A 16,331-nucleotide genomic window follows, 5' to 3' on the forward strand; every position below is an offset into this window, starting at 1 on the left:
CGTGCCCGACATGGCGCTGCGTCCCTCGCGAGCGCTCACGTGCACGCTCGCCGAGGCCGCCACCCGCATCGGCGCTACCGCGCCGACCGATGCCGCTGATCTGACCCTCTCCGGCGCCACCGTCGACTCGCGCGACGTGCGCGAGGGCGACCTCTTTGGCGCCTTCCCCGGCTACACCGTGCACGGCGCCCGTTTTGCGGCCGATGCCGTGGCCGCCGGGGCTGTCGCCGTCCTCACCGACGGCGAGGGAGAGCGGCTCGCCCGCGAGGCCGGGCTCACCGTGCCGATCCTCGTGGTGGACGACCCCCGCGCCGCGATGGGCGAGGCCGCCGCCGCCATCTATGGCGACCCCAGCCGTGCGCTGACGTTCGTGGGCGTCACCGGCACCAACGGCAAGACCACCACGAGCTACTTCATCGAAAGCGCGCTGGCCACCGTGCACGAGCGCACGGGAATCATGGGAACGGTCGAGCTGCGCCTGGGCGACGAGACCATCGAGTCCCCGCGCACCACGGTCGAGTCTCCCGTGCTGCACGGCCTCCTGGCGCGCATGCGCGAGGAGGGCGTCACCGCGGCCGTGACGGAGGTCAGCTCGCACGCCGCCGCGCTCGAACGCATCGCGGGCGTCGACTTCGCGGTCGCCGTCTTCACCAACCTGCAGTGGGACCACCTGGACTTCCACGGCACCATGGAGGCCTACCTCGACGCCAAGGCGCGGCTGTTCGAGCCCGGCCGCGCTCGCCACGGCGTGATCAACGTCGACGACCAGTGGGGCCGCGCCCTCGCCGCGCGCGTCGAGATCCCCGCGTGGACCGTGTCGACCCACGTCGACGATCCCCACGACGCCGACTGGACCGTCGTGGAGGCCGAGATCGGCCTGGATGGGGTGGGCTCGTCGTTCGTCTTCACCGACCCCGAGGGCGGTCCTCACGAGGCGACCTCGCCCCTTCCCGGACTCGTCAACGTCTCCAACGCCATCGTCGCGATCGTGGCCGCCCATGCCGCGGGGCTCACGCTCGACCAGGCGATTGCGGGAGTGGCCTCGGCGCACGGCGTGCCCGGACGCATGGAGCGCGTCATCGAACGCTCCGAGACCGATCCGCTCGCGATCGTTGACTACGCCCACACCCCGGACGCGCTCACCCTCGCGCTCGAGGGCGTGCGGCCCATCACGCCCGGGCGGCTCATCCTCATCTTCGGCTCCGACGGCGACCGCGACCAGGGCAAGCGCCCCGTCATGGGCGAGATCGCCGCGAACCTCGCCGACGTCATCGTGCTGACGGATGAGAACCCGCGCTCAGAGGAGCCTGCCGCCGTGCGCGCCATGATCCGCGCGGGGATTGAGAAGGTGCGCCCCGACCTCGCCGACGTGCACGAGGTCGAGCCGCGCGTGCTCGCGGTCGAGACGGGGCTGCGCCTTGCGGGACCTCTCGACACCGTCATCGTCACCGGCAAGGGCCACGAACCTACCCAGGAGATCAAGGGCGTGTTCCACCGCTACAACGACCGCGACGCCTACCTCGAGGCGCATGCACGCATCGTCGCCGAGCGCGGCACGGCGCCCGCAGGCGACCAGGGGGAGGACGCATGAGGCCGCTGACAGCCCAGTGGGTCGCCAACGCCGTGCGCGGCGACCTCGCGGCCGACGTCACCGCCACGGTGACCTCCGTCGAGAAGGACTCGCGGCTGGTCCAGCCGGGGGCGCTCTACGTCGCGTTCATCGGCGAGCAGGTTGACGGGCATGACTACGCGCCGCAGGCCTTCGCCGCCGGAGCGAGCCTCGCGCTCGTGAGCCAACCCGTGCCCGGCCCGCACGTCCTGGTCGAGGACGTGGTGGCCGCGCTCGGCCTGCTCGCGCAGGCCTACCTCGCGCTGCTGCGCACCGAGGGTGACATCACCGTCATCGGCATCACGGGCTCCAATGGCAAGACCACCACCAAGGACCTGCTCGCGCAGGTGCTGCCCGACTCGATCGCGCCGGTGGGCTCGTTCAACAACGAGATCGGGCTGCCGCTGACCGTCTTGCGCGCCGACAACGCCACGCGGCACCTGGTGCTCGAGATGGGCGCCTCGGCGCCGGGCGACCTCGCCTACCTGACGGGGATCGCGCCGCTCGACGTCGCCGTCGAGCTCACGGTGGGCTCCGCACACCTGGGCGGCTACGGCTCACCCGACGCGCTCGCCGAGGAGAAGGCGAGCCTCATCGACGGGCTCGTGCCCGGCGGCGTCGCCGTCCTGAACGCCGACGATCCGCGCGTGGCCGCGATGGCCGCGCGCCCGGCGCTCGCGGCGGAGGGCCGCCGCGCCCGCACGTTTGGCGTCGGTTCACGTGCGGGTCTCGATGTCGCCGCGACGGAGCTGACCAGCGACCGCGGCCGTGCGTCGTTTATCCCCGAGGCCGATGGCCTCGTCGGTGAGCGCGTGACGCTCGCCCTGGTGGGCGAGCATCACGTGACCAACGCCCTGGCGGCGCTGACGACGGCACTCGCGTGTGGCATCGGCCTGCCGGACGCCGCCGCCGCGGTGGCCGCCGCGACTCCGCTCAGTCCCCACCGCATGGCGCTCACCGAACGCGCGGACGGCGTGTGGATCCTCGACGACGCGTACAACGCGTCGCCCGAGTCCATGCGCGCGGCCCTGCGCGCCCTCAAGGACGTGGCCGTCACCGGCAGGTCGTTTGCGGTCGTGGGGGAGATGCTCGAGATGGGCGAGGCCTCGCTCGCCGCGCACGAGGAGGTGGGGCTCGACGCGGTGCGCCTGCGCATCGACCACCTCGTCGTGGTCGGGGCGGGCGCTCGCGCCGCCTACGTCTCCGCGGTGCGAGAGGGCTCGTGGGGCGACGAGGCCGCCTTCGTCGCTACCATTGACGAGGCCCGTGAGTTCCTCGACGGGCGCCTCACGCGTGGCGACACCGTGCTCGTCAAGGCGTCCCACGGCTCCGGGCTGTGGAAGCTGGCCGATGACCTGGTGGGAGAAACTGCATGAGAGCCGTGGTGTTCGCGGGAGGAATCTCGCTCGTCATCGCGCTGCTGGGCACGCCGCTGTTCATCCGCTACCTCACCCGCCACCAGTACGGCCAGTTCATCCGCCAGGACGGACCCGCCTCGCACCTGGTGAAGCGCGGCACGCCCACCATGGGTGGCGTCGTCATCATCATCGCGCTGGTGCTCGGCTGGCTGGGAGGAAACTTCTTCACCGGTCGTACGCCGTACGCGTCGTCGATGCTCGTGGTCTTCCTCATCGTCGGGCTCGGCTTTGTGGGCTTCCTCGACGACTACATCAAGATCCGCCAGGAACGCTCGCTGGGGCTGAGGGCCCGTTACAAGATCCTCGGACAGGCCGTGGTGGGCATCGCGTTCGCCGTGCTGGTCCTGCAGTTCCCCAACGTCCACGGCGACACGCCCGCCTCGACGGCGATTTCGTTCCTACGCGACACCGTCATTGACCTCGCGTATTGGGGTCCCGCCGTCGGCATCATTCTGTTTGTCATCTGGTCCAACTTCCTCATCACGGCATGGTCCAACGCGGTGAACCTCACCGACGGTCTCGACGGCCTCGCGACCGGGGCATCCCTGATTTTCTTCGGCGCCTACACGCTCATCTGCATCTGGCAGTACAACCAGTGGTGCGGCTTCACCTCCGCGAACTCTCAGTGCTACGAGGTACGCGACCCGCGCGATCTGGCGATTTTGGCCGCCGCGATCGCCGGAGCCTGCTTTGGCTTCCTGTGGTGGAATGCGTCGCCGGCCAAGATCTTCATGGGCGACACCGGCTCGCTGGCCCTCGGAGGCGCGATCGCGGGCATCACGATCATGTCCCGCACCGAGCTGCTGGGTGTCATCATCGGCGGCCTGTTCGTCATCATCGTCGCCTCGTCGGTCATCCAGATCGGCTACTTCAAGATCTCCGGCGGTAAACGCGTGTTCAAGATGGCGCCGCTGCATCACCACTTCGAGCTCATGGGCTGGGGAGAGGTGACGATCGTCATCAGATTCTGGATCATCGCGGGCCTGTGCGCCGCGGTGGGCGGAGGCATCTTCTACGCCGAGTGGGTGGCCTCGCTGCCGTCCGGCGCATGACGGGCCGGCTCGACGGCCTGGCCGTCCTGATCCTGGGGTTCGGTGTGGCGGGCCGCTCCGCGCGTGAGGCGGCCTTCGCCGAGGGCGCCACCGCCGTCGTGGTCGACCCGCACGCGGCCGATGCCGACTGCACCTCGCTCGACGGCGTCGCCTTGGATGGGTTCGACCTGTGCATGTCCTCGCCCGGGTTCGCCCCGCACCACCCGTGGGTGGTCGCGGTGGCCGATGCCGGGGTCGAGATCGTCTCCGAGATGGAGTTCGCGTGGCGGGTGCGCCGCGAGGGCATCCCGTGGGTGCTCGTCACCGGGACCAACGGCAAGACGACGACCACGCAGATGGTGGGCGCGATTGCCGAGGCCGGCGGGCTCGACGTCGCCGTGTGCGGCAACATGGGCATTCCCGTCATCGGCGCCGCCCGGGAGAGCCATGACCTCGTGGCCGTCGAGATCGCGTCGCTGCAACTGCACTTCACCACCACCCTGTCGCCGCATGCGGCCGTGTGCCTCAACGCCGACGAGGACCACCTGGATTGGCACGGCTCCGTCGAGGCCTACCGTGCCGACAAGGCGCGCGTGTACAGCCATGTGCAGGTCGCGTGCGTCTACGGCGCCCACGACTCGGTCGTCGAGGAAATGGTGGCCGATGCCGACGTGGTCGACGGCGCCCGCGCGGTCGGCATCACTCTTGGCAGCCCCTCCGTGAGCCACCTGGGCGTGGTCGAGGGTGTACTGGTCGATCGCGCGTTCCACGACGACCGGCGCCGCGAGGCCCTCGAACTGGGCCACGTCGACGACCTCGCCCACCTGGTCGCGGGCGACGTGCCGCCCTATCTGATCTTCAACGCGCTCGCCGCCGCGGCCCTGTGCCGGGCGGTAGGGGTGGCTCCCGAGGCCGTCGCGCGCGGCCTCGCAGGCTTCTCGCTCGACGCGCACCGCACGGCGTTTGTGGCGCGCGTGGACGAGGTGGACTACGTCGACGATTCGAAGGCGACCAACGCGCACGCCGCTATCGCCGCATTCGGTGGGCGCGCCCCGCAGTCGGTGGTGTGGCTCGCCGGGGGACAGGCCAAGGGTCAGGAGTTCGATGCCCTGGTGCAGTCCGTGCGCGACCGGGTACGCCACGTGGTGCTGCTGGGCGAGGACCCCGAACCGCTCGCGAGCGCACTCGCGGGACACGCGCCCGATATCCCGGTGACCCGCATCGAGCCGGGAGACACTGTGATGCAGCGGGCGGTCCAGGCGGCCCGCGAGGTGGCTCGCGCTGGGGACACCGTGTTGTTGTCGCCGGCGTGTGCATCGTTTGACCAGTTCCGCTCCTACGCGGACCGAGGAGAGACCTTCGCTCGCGCGGTGGAGGCGCTCAAGGCCTAAGAGGAGGCGTCATGACGGCCACGGCCCCGCGACGCACCCAGGCAGAGCCCGCCGCCAGCGGCTCTCCCGTCGCGACCTACTACCTGCTGATCGCGTCCACGTCGATCCTGATCCTCGTGGGTCTGGCCGGCGTGCTGTCGGCGTCGTCCAACGCCGCCCTGCGCGCCGACTCGGGTGGCAACCCCTACCGCCTGTTCATCGTGCAGCTCATCGCCCTCGGCATCGGCCTCACCGCCGCCGTCATCGGCTCGCGGCTGTCCATCACCATGTGGAAACGGCTCGCGCCCTGGGTGCTGGCGGCGTCGATCGGCCTGCTCGTCGTGGTGCTCGTGGCCGGTGAATCCGTGGGCGGAAACCGCAACTGGATCCGCATCGCCGGCATGAGCTTCCAGCCGTCCGAGGCCGCCAAACTGGGCCTCGCGCTATTCCTCGGCGTGGTGCTCGCGACGTTCCGCAGAGAGCTCACCACCTTCAAGGGCATCCTCGTGCCCGGCGGCATCGCCTCGATCATCGTGATCGGCCTCGTCGGCGCGGGCGGCGACCTCGGAACCGCCATGGCCATCGGGCTGGTGATCGGCGCCTGCTACTGGGTGGCGGGGGTGCCACTGAGGTATTTCGCGGTGCTTGCCGCGGCAGGGGTCGCGGGAGTGCTGTACATGCTCGAGCAGGGCTCGACCCGCGGCGGCCGCATCGATGTGTGGCTGAACCCCGAGAACTGCGACCCCCAGGGCACGTGCATGCAGGCCATTCACGGCCTGTGGGCGCTCGCCTCCGGCGGCGTGTGGGGGCTGGGCCCCGGCATGAGCCGCGAGAAGTGGGGTGGCCTGCCCGTCGCGGACTCCGACTTCGTCTTCGCCGTGTGGGGCGAGGAGTTCGGCCTCATCGGAGCCCTCGTGGTGCTGGTCGCCTTCGGCATGATGGCCGTCGCGATCAACCGGCTCGTCAAGCGCCACCGCGACCCGTTCGTGCAGATCGCCGCCGCGGGTATTGGTGCGTGGCTCGTGGGTCAGGCGCTCATCAACATCGCGGTCGTCATCGGCCTGCTGCCCGTCACGGGCGTGCCGCTACCGCTCGTGTCTTCCGGAGGATCGTCACTCATCATGTCCCTCACCGCAGTCGGGGTGCTCCTCGCCTTCGCGCGCCGCGAGCCGGGAGCCGAGGCCGCCTTTGCCGCCCGCCCCAGCCTCATCAAGCGTTCGGTCGCCATCGTGTCGCGGGGCCGGCGTGGCTAGTTTCCTGGTCGCCGGCGGTGGCACAGCCGGGCACGTGAACCCGATGCTCGCCACCGCGCTCGAGCTGCGCGAACGCGGCCACGAGGTTGCCGCGCTCGGCACCGCCGTGGGCCTCGAGGCCGACCTCGTCCCGCGCGCGGGACTGACCCTCCACGAGGTCCCCAAGGTGCCGCTGCCACGCCGGCCCTCCGCGGACCTGCTGCGCCTGCCCAAGAATTGGGCGGCCGCCGTCGGCGCCGCCACCCGGGCCATCGAGGCGACGACGGCCGATGCCGTGATCGGCTTTGGCGGCTACGTCTCCACTCCCGCGTATCGGGCCGCCCGCAAGGCCGGCATTCCGATCATCGTCCACGAGGCGAACGCCAAGCCTGGCCTCGCCAACCGCCTGGGCGCGCGCTGGACTGAGCATGTGGCCATCACCGCGCCCGGCACGCCGCTGCCGCACGCAACCGTGACGGGCATGCCGCTGCTTCCTCCCGTGCGCGACCTGGCGAGAAAACTCGCCGACCCGGCCACGGCACAGGCCCTGCGCTCCGAGGCCCGCGCGGCGCTCGGCTGGGACGCCGGTGCCACGGTGCTGGTGGTCACGGGAGGTTCGCTGGGTGCAGCGAGCCTCAACGCGGCGACGGTCGGCGCGATCGGCGACCTCGTGGCCGTCGGCGTCCACGTGTGGCACCTCAGCGGCCGCGGCAAGGCGGACGAGGCCCTCGCGGCTCGCGAGGCGCTGCCCGCCGCACTGCGCGAGCGCTACCGCGTGGACGAGTACAGCCACGACATGGCCCAGGTCTTCGCCGCCGCCACGGCCGTGGTGTGCCGCTCGGGCGCGGGCGCCGTGGCAGAGGCGACCGCCATGCGCCTGCCCACGCTCTATGTGCCGCTGCCGCACGGCAACGGCGAACAGGCACTCAACGCCCGGCCCGCGGTCAACGCGGGAGCGGCCACGCTTGTCGCGGACGCGGACCTGAGCCCCGCACGCCTGCTCCAAGAGGCGACCCGCATCCTCGAGCCCGGCACGGCCCGCACCATGAGCGAGGCCGCAGCCGACTTCGGCATCACGGACGGCGCCGAGCGCCTGGCGACCATGGCGGAGGCGGCGCTATGAGCCGCGTGCACTTCATCGGCGTGGGTGGATCGGGCATGTCCGCTGTGGCGCGCCTCACGGCCGCGCGGGGGCACACCGTGACGGGCTCCGATCAGCGCGAGTCGCACTACTTCCTCGCGCTGCGCGAGGCCGGCATGGACGTCCGGATCGGGCACGACGCCGCCTTCGTCGAGGGCGTCGACGCCGTCGTGATCTCCTCCGCGGTACGCGAGACCAACCCCGAGCTCGCCCGCGCGCGCGAGCTCGGCATCGAGGTCATCCACCGCTCCGAGGCCCTGGTGCGGGCGCTCGACGACCAACGCCTGATCGCGGTCGCGGGCACCCACGGCAAGACCACTACCTCCGCGATGGTGGCCCACGTCCTGCACGGCGCGGGCATCGACGCGGGCTTCGCGGTGGGTGCGAGGGTGTTCGGCGTCGAGGGCGCGGTCGCGGGCGGCTATGCCGGCTCCGCGGGCATCAGCGCAGTCGAGGCAGACGAGTCCGACGGCTCCTTCCTGCGCTATCACCCCGAGGTCGCGATCCTGCTTAATGTGGAGCCCGATCACCTGGACCACTACGGCACGGTCGAGGCGATGCACGAGGCCTTCGTGCAGTTCGCGAGCGACTGCCGCGTGCTCATCGCCTGCGCCGACGATCCGGTGGTCATGACCATCGCCGCCCGCGCCGCTGAGGCGGGCGTGCAGGTCGTCACCTACGGCACGGGCGAGGCAGATGTGGTCCTCACCGACCGCGCCATGGTGCGCGACGGCGAGGCCTTCCCCTTGCACGTGCCCGTTCCTGGCGCGCACATGCGGCTGAACGCGGCCGCCGCATGGGCCGCCGCCGTCGCCGTGGGCGCCGACCCGTCTCGCGCCGCGGGTGCCGTCGCGACCTTTGCCGGCACGGGCCGGCGCTATCAGTACCGCGGCGAGGCCGCCGGTGTCTCCGTGGTCGACGACTACGCGCACCACCCCACGGAGGTGGCGGCGCTGCTCGCCGCGGCGCGTTCGGCGGGCGCTGGGCGCCTGGTGGTGCTGTTTCAGCCGGCCCTGTTTACACGCACTCAGCTGCATGCCGCCGCCTTCGGCGAGGCGCTGTCGGTGCCGGACGCCGACATCGTCATCGCGGGCGTGCACGGCGATCGCGAAGACCCGATCGAGGGCGTGTCGTCGGACTCGATCCTCGCGGCGGTTCTGCCGCGGGAGGGGTCGACCGCACGGGTGGTCGAGGACCTCTCCGATGCTGCCGCCGAGGCCGCACGCCTGGCCCAGCCCGGTGACCTGGTGCTGACCGTCGGCTCGGGCCCTGTCACCTACGCCGCCGACTGGATTCTTGACGCCCTGAGGCTGCGGCAGTGAGCGACAACCGTCGCCCGCAGCCGCCGAGCGTCCCGCCGCGCAGACCGGCCGCACCCCAGGCGCCCGCGTCGCGCGCGAGTGCGACGTCTGCCGGCGCCACGCGCGCGCCCGGCTCGACCGCGACCACCACGCGCCCCGCATCGACTGCGACGCGCACCGCGACGCCCCCGACGACCCGTCCCAAGCCCGGCGCCGCGCGCCCGAAGGCGACCACCCCACGACCCACGGCCGCCACGGCGACCCCGGAGGCCGGCTGGCTGCGCAGCTGGACGCGCAAGGTCACGCGGAGGTCAGGCGCCGAGACGAACCCCACCACGGCATCGGCCATCCGCAAGGACGTGGGCGACGGCACCATCGCCACGCCCTGGGCGCGCGTGAGCGCGCGCCTGCGCCCCGACACGGTGACGCAGCGCCTCCAGGAGCGGCTGCGCGAGCGCCGCAGCGCGGACCGGCGGCTGTTTCTCATCCGCTGGGGCACGCGTGCGGGCATCGCGCTCGCGGTGCTGGCGGGAGTGTGGGCGCTGCTGATGTCGCCGCTGTTCGCCTTCGACGAGGGCAAGGTGGAGGCGACCGGCTACGGCACCGTGGTCGATCCCGCGGACGTGGAGGCGATCGTCGCGCCCTATGAGGGCGAGTCGCTCGCCATGGTGAGCACGTCGCACGTCGAGCATCAGCTGACCGATCTCGTGGGCGTCGCGTCCGCGCAGGTGGAGAAGGTGTGGCCGCAGGGGCTCAGGATCACGCTCACGCCGTCCGAGCCTGTCGCGGCGATTCCCGACGCCGAGGAGGGCTACCGGCTGGTGAACCTCGCCGGCGAGCAGGTGAGTGCCTCCGAGGAGGCGCCGGCCGACCTGCCGGTGATCTCCATCCCCGTGGGGGAGGAGCACGAGCGCATCCTCAGCGGTGTGCTCGCGGTCGTCGACGAGATCCCGGCCGACCTGCGCGTGCGGGTTGAGGGCATCGAGGCGGCGACGGAAGACTCGATTCACTTCACGCTGCGCGACGGGCCCGCGGTGGAGTGGGGCAGCGGCGAGGACTCGGCGACCAAGGCGGCTGTGCTGGGGGTCCTACTCGAGTCCGACAAGGCAGAGGGGGCGGACCTGATCGACGTGTCCGCGCCCACGCTGCCGACCGTCTCGTAGCCCCGATTGCCGCGTTTATCCACGACACGCGCGCGCCGCTCTCGCGATTGTGCGGGGTGCGACCGTACCGTCGTGCGTGGACAGTAGTTGACATAACTATAACCCTCAAGTAGAGGGTTAAGGTTGGGAGAGGGTCTCATGGCCGCACCGCAGAATTACATCACCGCCATCAAGGTCGTCGGCGTGGGCGGCGGCGGCGTGAACGCCGTCAACCGCATGATCGACGTCGGCCTCAAGGGCGCCGAGTTCATCGCCATCAACACCGACGCTCAGGCGTTGCTGATGTCCGATGCCGACGTCAAGCTGGACATCGGCCGCGAGCTGACGCGTGGCCTGGGCGCCGGCGCCGACCCCGAGGTGGGCCGCCAGGCCGCCGAGGACCACGCCGACGAGATCGCCGAGGCGCTCAAGGGCGCCGACATGGTCTTCGTGACCGCGGGCGAGGGCGGCGGCACCGGCACGGGCGGCGCGCCCGTCGTGGCCCGCATTGCCCGCGAGCTCGATGCGCTGACCGTGGGCGTCGTGACGCGCCCGTTCGGCTTCGAGGGCCGCCGTCGCGCGGACCAGGCGGACGCCGGCATCCAGACGCTGCGCGAAGAGGTCGACACCCTCATCGTCATCCCCAACGACCGCCTGCTCGACATCTCGGACGCCCAGCTGAGCGTCCTGGGCGCCTTCGCGGCGGCCGACCAGGTCCTCCAGGGCGGCGTGCAGGGCATCACCGACCTCATCACCACGCCCGGCCTCATCAACGTTGACTTCAACGACGTGAAGTCCGTCATGAAGGGCGCGGGCACCGCGCTCATGGGCGTCGCGAGCTCGCGCGGCGAGTCCCGCGCGCTCGAGGCCGCCGAGGGCGCGATCGCGTCGCCGCTGCTCGAGGCCTCGATCGAGGGCGCGCACGGCGTGCTGCTGTCGATTGCGGGTGGCTCGAACCTAGGCATCAAGGAGGTCGAGATGGCCGCCCGCCTGGTGCGCGAGGCCGCTCACCCCGAGGCCAACATCATCTTCGGAACCGTCATCGACGACTCGCTGGGCGACGAGCTGCGCATCACCGTGATCGCGGCAGGCTTCGACGGCGGAGCGCCGACCACGCGTCGCCACGAGGGCGCCATCGGCGGCTTCGAGAACGCCTCGGCCGCCCCGGCCGCCGCCGAGAAGGAGCCGGTCGAGGCCCCGGTGGAGCAGGCATCGGCCGGCGTCACCCCCGCGGTGCCGCAGGCGATCGATGCCGACGAGCCGGCGCCCGACACGGACGCGATCCCGGTGCGCCAGTCACGCGAGGACGTCCTGGACGTACCCGAGTTCCTGCGGTAACCCGCATGATCGACGCCGGGCTCCCGGTCCGCGCGTTTTTCACGACGAGGGACGGGGGAGTCTCCCTCGCGCCCTACGCCTCGCTCAACGTCGCCGACCATGTGGGCGACGACCCTGCGGCGGTTCACGAGAACCGCCGCAGGGTGGAGCAGGCGGCCGATGCCGTGGTCACCTTCTTGACCGCCGAGCACGGCATCCGCGTGGCGCACGTCGACACTCCCGGTGCACCGTCGCCGCGCGCGGATGTGCTTGTGACCACGACGCCGGGCGTGGCGCTGGCGGCCATCGCGGCCGACTGTGTGCCTGTGCTGCTCCATGACTCTGTGACGGGCGCGGTCGCGGCCGTTCACGCGGGACGGCCGGGTCTGTTCGCCGGCGTGATCGACGCCGCGTGGGCGGCGCTGCTTGATTTGCGCCCCCGAGACGCGGCGCGCGACGCGATCCGCGCGGCCATTGGGCCTGCGATCTGCGGGCGCTGCTACGAGGTGCCAGAGGACATGCGTGCCGAGGTCGCACGGCGCCACCCGCTCGCGTTCTCGCGCACGTCCTGGGGCACGCCCGCGCTCGACCTGCCGCGAGCGATTGAGGCGCGGCTGGGGGAGCTCGGCATCCGCGGCATCACGCGCATCCCCGTGTGCACCCTCGAGGATGAGCGCGTGTTTTCCTACCGCGGCGAGCGCGTCACGGGTCGCCACGCCGGAGTCATCGTTCACCCGTGACGGGGCGCGGCGTGTCGCTCCCGAACCTCGGCAGGATGCGCCCGTACCTTGAGAGAGAACTTCAGGTGACCACCGGCAGGAGAGATCATGAGCGCCATGCGCAAGGCGATTCAGTACCTCGGCTTCGACACGAGCCAGCACGAGGACTACGACTACACGGATGAGGAGCTCGCTCCCGTGACGCACCTGCATGACGTCTCCGACGTCCGCGAGAAGCCCGAGCCTTCCCACGCCGCTCCCCGCGAGCGTCACCGCACCCCGGCATCGGCCATGTCCGAGGGCGACCTCCGTCGCATTCAGACCATCAAGCCGCGTACGTACAACGACGCGCGCCTCATCGGCGAGGCGTTCCGTCAGGGCGTGCCGGTCATCATGAACCTCACCGAGATGTCGGACGCCGACGCGAAGCGTCTAGTGGACTTCTCCGCCGGTCTGTCCTTCGGCCTCCACGGCTCCATTGAGCGCGTCACGACCTCGGTGTTCCTGCTGTCGCCCGCGCACGTCGAGATCGGCGTGGACGAGGAGCCTCCCGCTCGCAAGGAGAGCGAGTTCTTCAACGAGCGCTGACGTCGGTTAGGCTCACCGCGTGTCAGCAGCAATCTCGGTGGTGCAGTTCGTCCTGTTCCTTTTCATGATGGCCCTCATTGGCCGCATGATCCTGGGCTTTGTGATGTCGTTTTCGCGCGACTGGCGTCCCGCCGGCGCGATGCTCGTCGTCACCGAGTCGATCTTCACGGTGACGGACCCGCCGCTCAAGGCCCTGCGGAAGATCATTCCGCCGCTCCAGTTGGGACAGATCCGTTTCGATCTGGCGTTCCTGGTGCTGTTCCTTGGCTGCTCGATTCTGAGCAACATGCTCAATTACTTTGTCCCGTGACTCATGTGCGCGTCGATAGACATGTGAGTACAGTGAAAACTCATCAGCCCTGGTCGGCGCCTGCCGGCCGCGACTCAACCCGAGGTGGTCACCCATGGCACTTCTGACGGCAGAGGACGTCCTCAACAAGGCGTTCTCCAAGACCAAGTACCGCGAAGGATTCGACCAGGACGAGGTCGACGACTTCCTCGACGAGGTCGCCCACACCATCTCGTCGCTCATCGCCGAGCGCGACGACCTCGCCCAGCGCCTCGCGCAGGCGCAGGCCGGTCAGCCCGTGGCGGAGGCCCCCGCACAGGGTGACAACCTCCTCCAGGCCGCGACCGACCCCACGCCGCCCAGCGCGACCGGCATGCTCGCCATGGCGCAGAAGCTCCACGACGAGTACGTCGCCGCGGGCGAGGAGGAGCGCGACCGGCTTATCGACGAGGCCAAGACCAAGGCCGAGTCGATCGTCGAGCAGGCGGAGACCGACGCCAAGGCGCGCATGGACGACCTCGCGACCGAGCGCACCGGGCTCGAGTCGAAGATCGACGACCTGCGCCGCTTTGAGCGCGACTACCGCGGTCGTCTCAAGAGCTACCTCGAGAACTTGTTGGGCGACCTCGACCACGGTGGCGACGAGACGCCCGCCGCTCCGGCCGCGCCGTCCGCCGCTCCCGCGGTCGCGGGAGGCTTCGGTCTCGCCAGCGCCGCCGCGGCCGTGAACTCGGCCACCGAGGCGCCCGCGGAAGACGCGTCCGAGGAGGCCTCCGACGAGGTGGAGCGTCCCGAGCCCACGCCCAGCCCCTGGGCGCAGGTGCGCGACCAGTCGTCCGCCTCGGCCGTCTCCGCGCAGGAGACCGGCGAGGAGGAGGCACCCGCCTGGGGCGCCTCGCAGTACACGCCCCGCCTCGAGCTGGCCGACGACGCCGGACAGTCGAACGTGGCCCGTACCTTCGGTGCGGAGCCCGAGGGCGAGCAGCACTAAGACCACACCGCGCGGGGCGCCGCACCGGCTCAGGCTGGGCGGCGCCCCGTCGTGTGCCGCGCGGCGCTTTGCTCGCGCGCTGGAATCGGACTAACATCTCGTCACTACCCGAAACGAGGATGGGCATGACTAGTACAGACCTGACGGTGGTGGTGATCGACCCCGCCGATCTGAAGGCCTCCGACGCGAAGGCCATGCCCGTGCGCGAGGGCGACGAGCCGTGGAAGCTCTCCGAGCTGCGTGGAATCGTGACGACGCTCAACGAAGACGTCGAGCGACTCGTGGCCGAATTCGAGGGCGCCGAGAGCGAATTGGACGACCTCCTGCACACCTCCGAGGGTGCCGGGGATGACCAGGCCGACGCCGGCTCGACCGCCCTCGAGCGCGAGCAGGAGATGTCGATCGTCAAGAACACCCGCGAGATGCTCGAGCAGAGCATCGACGCGCTGCGCCGGGTCAAGACCGGTCACTATGGCGCGTGCCAGGTGTGCGGCCAGGGCATCGGCAAGGCTCGCCTGCAAGCGTTCCCGCGCGCCACTCACTGCGTCACCTGCAAGCAGCGCGAGGAGCGTCGTTGACCTGGCGACCAGCCTTCTGGCTGGTCGCAGCCGCCGTCGTTGCCGTTGACCAGGCCACGAAGATCTGGTCGCTGAACACCCTGGTGCCGTATGAGAAGCACGAGGTCCTGGGCGAATGGCTCCAGATCCAGTTGGTGTTCAACTCAGGAGCGGCGTTCTCCTTGGGCGCCGACTTCACCTGGGTGGTGACGCTCATCATGCTCGCGATCACCGTGGGCATCATCTGGTACGCGAGGCGGGCGCAGTCGCGCCTGGCGACCTGGCTGTTTGGCCTGGGTCTCGGCGGCGCCGTGGGCAACCTGATTGATCGGCTGTTCCGTGAGCCGGGCTTCATGCGCGGCCACGTGGTCGACATGATCAACTACAACAACTGGTTCGTGGGCAACGTCGCGGACATCGCGATCGTCGGCGTGGCCGTGGCGATGCTCCTCGTGACGCTCGCGGGACGCCCCGTGCTCGCGCCGGTCGGTAGTGACGGTCAGAGTGACGGCACGGACGCCGTCGAAGGCGCGGGCGACCCCGACAGTGGCGACGCGGATGACACGCCAGCCACGGCATCGGCCGCTCCTACGGACGCCCCGTCGCCCACGACCCCCGAGCCGGGGACCCCGCGTGGCTGACACGCGTTACCTGCCCGTTCCCGACGCGCTCGTGGGGGACCGAGCCGACGCGGCGCTGTCGCGCATGCTGGGCCTATCGCGCACGAAGGCGGCCGATGTGCTCGCCGCGGGCGGCGTGATGCAGGACGGGCGCACGCTCGCGAAGTCCGACCGCGTCGGTGACGGCATGCTGATTGTTGACCTGCCCGACGAGCGCTCCGCGGCCCCCGAGCCGGAGGTCCCCGGCGGCCTCACGCTCGTTTATGAGGACGACGACCTTGCGGTGGTCGACAAGCCCGTGGGCGTCGCCGCGCACCCCTCGCCGGGCTGGACGGGTCCCACGGTCGTGGGCGCGCTCGCCTCGGCAGGCGTCACGCTCGCGTCGTCAGGGGCGGCCGAGCGTCAGGGCATCGTGCACCGGCTCGACGTCGGCACGTCCGGCCTGATGGTCGTCGCGAAGTCGGACATCGCCTACTCGCACCTGAAGCGCGCCTTCAAGGAGCGCACGGTGGAGAAGATCTATCACGCCGTCGCGCAGGGCCACCTCGACCCCACGGCCGGCACCATCGACGCGCCGATCGGCCGTCATCCCAGCTCGGACTGGAAGTTCGCCGTGACGCAGGACGGCCGCCCGTCCATCACGCACTACGAGGTGCTCGAGATGTTCCCCGCGGCCTCGCTGCTGGAGATCCACCTCGAGACCGGCCGCACCCACCAGATCCGTGTGCACATGGCCGCCATGCGTCACCCGCTCGCCGGCGACCTCACGTATGGCGCGGACCCCACGCTGGCCACGCGCCTGGGGCTCACCCGCCAGTGGCTCCACGCCCACGAGCTCGCCTTCGCGCACCCCACTCGCGAGGGCGAGGTGCGCGTGCGCTCCGAGTACCCCGCGGACCTCGCGGCGGCGCTGGAGAAGCTCCGCGGCTAGACCCCCCCGGCGTCGGTTTGGCCCACGGTGGTGAGCAGTGTGGCTGATGAGACGCGTGCGCGCGTCACATCAGCC

General features: G+C 70.9%; 16 protein-coding genes. All 16 read left to right on the forward strand.

All coding sequences use genetic code 11. The features are described from left to right. Positions 1-10: 10 nt before the first annotated feature. Complete coding sequence (locus B7K20_RS03490; RefSeq protein ID WP_084100622.1) at positions 11-1,591, forward strand: UDP-N-acetylmuramoyl-L-alanyl-D-glutamate--2,6-diaminopimelate ligase; 1,581 nt, start codon at positions 11-13, stop codon at positions 1,589-1,591. Beyond that, entirely contained in the window at positions 1,588-2,985 is a 1,398-nt protein-coding gene (gene murF, locus B7K20_RS03495; protein ID WP_084100429.1) for a UDP-N-acetylmuramoyl-tripeptide--D-alanyl-D-alanine ligase, read from the forward strand. Before B7K20_RS03490 ends, murF begins: the two co-directional genes overlap by 4 nt. Beyond that, positions 2,982-4,079 (forward strand): phospho-N-acetylmuramoyl-pentapeptide-transferase, encoded by a 1,098-nt coding sequence (gene mraY, locus B7K20_RS03500; RefSeq protein WP_084100431.1) that lies wholly within the window; start codon positions 2,982-2,984, stop codon positions 4,077-4,079. The genes murF and mraY overlap by 4 nt, the downstream gene beginning before the upstream one ends. Further along, positions 4,076-5,449, forward strand: coding sequence for a UDP-N-acetylmuramoyl-L-alanine--D-glutamate ligase (gene murD / locus B7K20_RS03505; protein ID WP_084100625.1), 1,374 nt, complete (start codon positions 4,076-4,078; stop codon positions 5,447-5,449). Before mraY ends, murD begins: the two co-directional genes overlap by 4 nt. An 11-nt stretch (positions 5,450-5,460) precedes the next feature. Further along, on the forward strand, positions 5,461-6,681 hold the full coding sequence (locus B7K20_RS03510) for an FtsW/RodA/SpoVE family cell cycle protein (RefSeq protein ID WP_084100434.1): 1,221 nt from the start codon (positions 5,461-5,463) through the stop codon (positions 6,679-6,681). Next, complete coding sequence (locus tag B7K20_RS03515; protein ID WP_234985695.1) at positions 6,674-7,783, forward strand: glycosyltransferase; 1,110 nt, start codon at positions 6,674-6,676, stop codon at positions 7,781-7,783. Before B7K20_RS03510 ends, B7K20_RS03515 begins: the two co-directional genes overlap by 8 nt. Next, the gene (murC, locus tag B7K20_RS03520) at positions 7,780-9,123 is read left to right on the forward strand and encodes a UDP-N-acetylmuramate--L-alanine ligase (RefSeq protein WP_084100439.1); all 1,344 of its coding nucleotides are present in this window, start codon (positions 7,780-7,782) and stop codon (positions 9,121-9,123) included. The genes B7K20_RS03515 and murC overlap by 4 nt, the downstream gene beginning before the upstream one ends. Then, the gene (locus B7K20_RS03525; RefSeq protein WP_084100442.1) at positions 9,120-10,265 is read left to right on the forward strand and encodes a cell division protein FtsQ/DivIB; all 1,146 of its coding nucleotides are present in this window, start codon (positions 9,120-9,122) and stop codon (positions 10,263-10,265) included. Before murC ends, B7K20_RS03525 begins: the two co-directional genes overlap by 4 nt. 138 nt (positions 10,266-10,403) lie before the next feature. Then, the gene (gene ftsZ / locus B7K20_RS03530) at positions 10,404-11,582 is read left to right on the forward strand and encodes a cell division protein FtsZ (RefSeq protein WP_084100445.1); all 1,179 of its coding nucleotides are present in this window, start codon (positions 10,404-10,406) and stop codon (positions 11,580-11,582) included. Positions 11,583-11,587: 5 nt separating this feature from the next. After that, positions 11,588-12,301: a peptidoglycan editing factor PgeF gene (pgeF, locus tag B7K20_RS03535; RefSeq protein WP_084100448.1), complete on the forward strand. Its 714-nt coding sequence runs from the start codon at positions 11,588-11,590 to the stop codon at positions 12,299-12,301. An 87-nt stretch (positions 12,302-12,388) separates the two neighbouring features. Continuing rightward, positions 12,389-12,868 (forward strand): cell division protein SepF, encoded by a 480-nt coding sequence (locus B7K20_RS03540; protein WP_084100452.1) that lies wholly within the window; start codon positions 12,389-12,391, stop codon positions 12,866-12,868. Between the two features lie 19 nt (positions 12,869-12,887). Then, positions 12,888-13,178, forward strand: a complete 291-nt coding sequence (locus tag B7K20_RS03545) for a YggT family protein (RefSeq protein ID WP_084100454.1) — start codon at positions 12,888-12,890, stop codon at positions 13,176-13,178. A gap of 94 nt (positions 13,179-13,272) precedes the next feature. Then, positions 13,273-14,148 carry a DivIVA domain-containing protein gene (locus tag B7K20_RS03550; RefSeq protein ID WP_084100457.1) on the forward strand — a complete coding sequence of 292 codons (876 nt, stop codon included), beginning with the start codon at positions 13,273-13,275 and terminating at the stop codon, positions 14,146-14,148. Positions 14,149-14,273: 125 nt separating this feature from the next. Next, a complete protein-coding gene (locus B7K20_RS03555; RefSeq protein WP_084100460.1) occupies positions 14,274-14,726 on the forward strand; it encodes a TraR/DksA C4-type zinc finger protein in 453 nt (150 codons plus the stop codon). Continuing rightward, on the forward strand, positions 14,723-15,346 hold the full coding sequence (lspA, locus tag B7K20_RS03560) for a signal peptidase II (RefSeq protein ID WP_234985696.1): 624 nt from the start codon (positions 14,723-14,725) through the stop codon (positions 15,344-15,346). Before B7K20_RS03555 ends, lspA begins: the two co-directional genes overlap by 4 nt. Next, positions 15,339-16,256 (forward strand): RluA family pseudouridine synthase, encoded by a 918-nt coding sequence (locus tag B7K20_RS03565; protein ID WP_234985697.1) that lies wholly within the window; start codon positions 15,339-15,341, stop codon positions 16,254-16,256. The genes lspA and B7K20_RS03565 overlap by 8 nt, the downstream gene beginning before the upstream one ends. Positions 16,257-16,331: the final 75 nt, after the last annotated feature.

Source organism: Demequina sp. NBRC 110051 (assembly GCF_002090055.1).
GTDB lineage: Bacteria > Actinomycetota > Actinomycetes > Actinomycetales > Demequinaceae > Demequina.

What these genes read in the sequence shown, in the direction of transcription:
- ftsZ (WP_084100445.1), top strand. Translation starts at nt 10,404, where the DNA reads ATGGCCGCACCGCAGAATTACATCACCGCCATCAAGGTCGTCGGCGTG.
- B7K20_RS03540 (WP_084100452.1), top strand. Translation starts at nt 12,389, where the DNA reads ATGAGCGCCATGCGCAAGGCGATTCAGTACCTCGGCTTCGACACGAGC.
- pgeF (WP_084100448.1), top strand. Translation starts at nt 11,588, where the DNA reads ATGATCGACGCCGGGCTCCCGGTCCGCGCGTTTTTCACGACGAGGGAC.
- B7K20_RS03510 (WP_084100434.1), top strand. Translation starts at nt 5,461, where the DNA reads ATGACGGCCACGGCCCCGCGACGCACCCAGGCAGAGCCCGCCGCCAGC.
- murF (WP_084100429.1), top strand. Translation starts at nt 1,588, where the DNA reads ATGAGGCCGCTGACAGCCCAGTGGGTCGCCAACGCCGTGCGCGGCGAC.
- mraY (WP_084100431.1), top strand. Translation starts at nt 2,982, where the DNA reads ATGAGAGCCGTGGTGTTCGCGGGAGGAATCTCGCTCGTCATCGCGCTG.
- B7K20_RS03555 (WP_084100460.1), top strand. Translation starts at nt 14,274, where the DNA reads ATGACTAGTACAGACCTGACGGTGGTGGTGATCGACCCCGCCGATCTG.
- murD (WP_084100625.1), top strand. Translation starts at nt 4,076, where the DNA reads ATGACGGGCCGGCTCGACGGCCTGGCCGTCCTGATCCTGGGGTTCGGT.
- B7K20_RS03550 (WP_084100457.1), top strand. Translation starts at nt 13,273, where the DNA reads ATGGCACTTCTGACGGCAGAGGACGTCCTCAACAAGGCGTTCTCCAAG.
- murC (WP_084100439.1), top strand. Translation starts at nt 7,780, where the DNA reads ATGAGCCGCGTGCACTTCATCGGCGTGGGTGGATCGGGCATGTCCGCT.
- B7K20_RS03490 (WP_084100622.1), top strand. Translation starts at nt 11, where the DNA reads ATGGCGCTGCGTCCCTCGCGAGCGCTCACGTGCACGCTCGCCGAGGCC.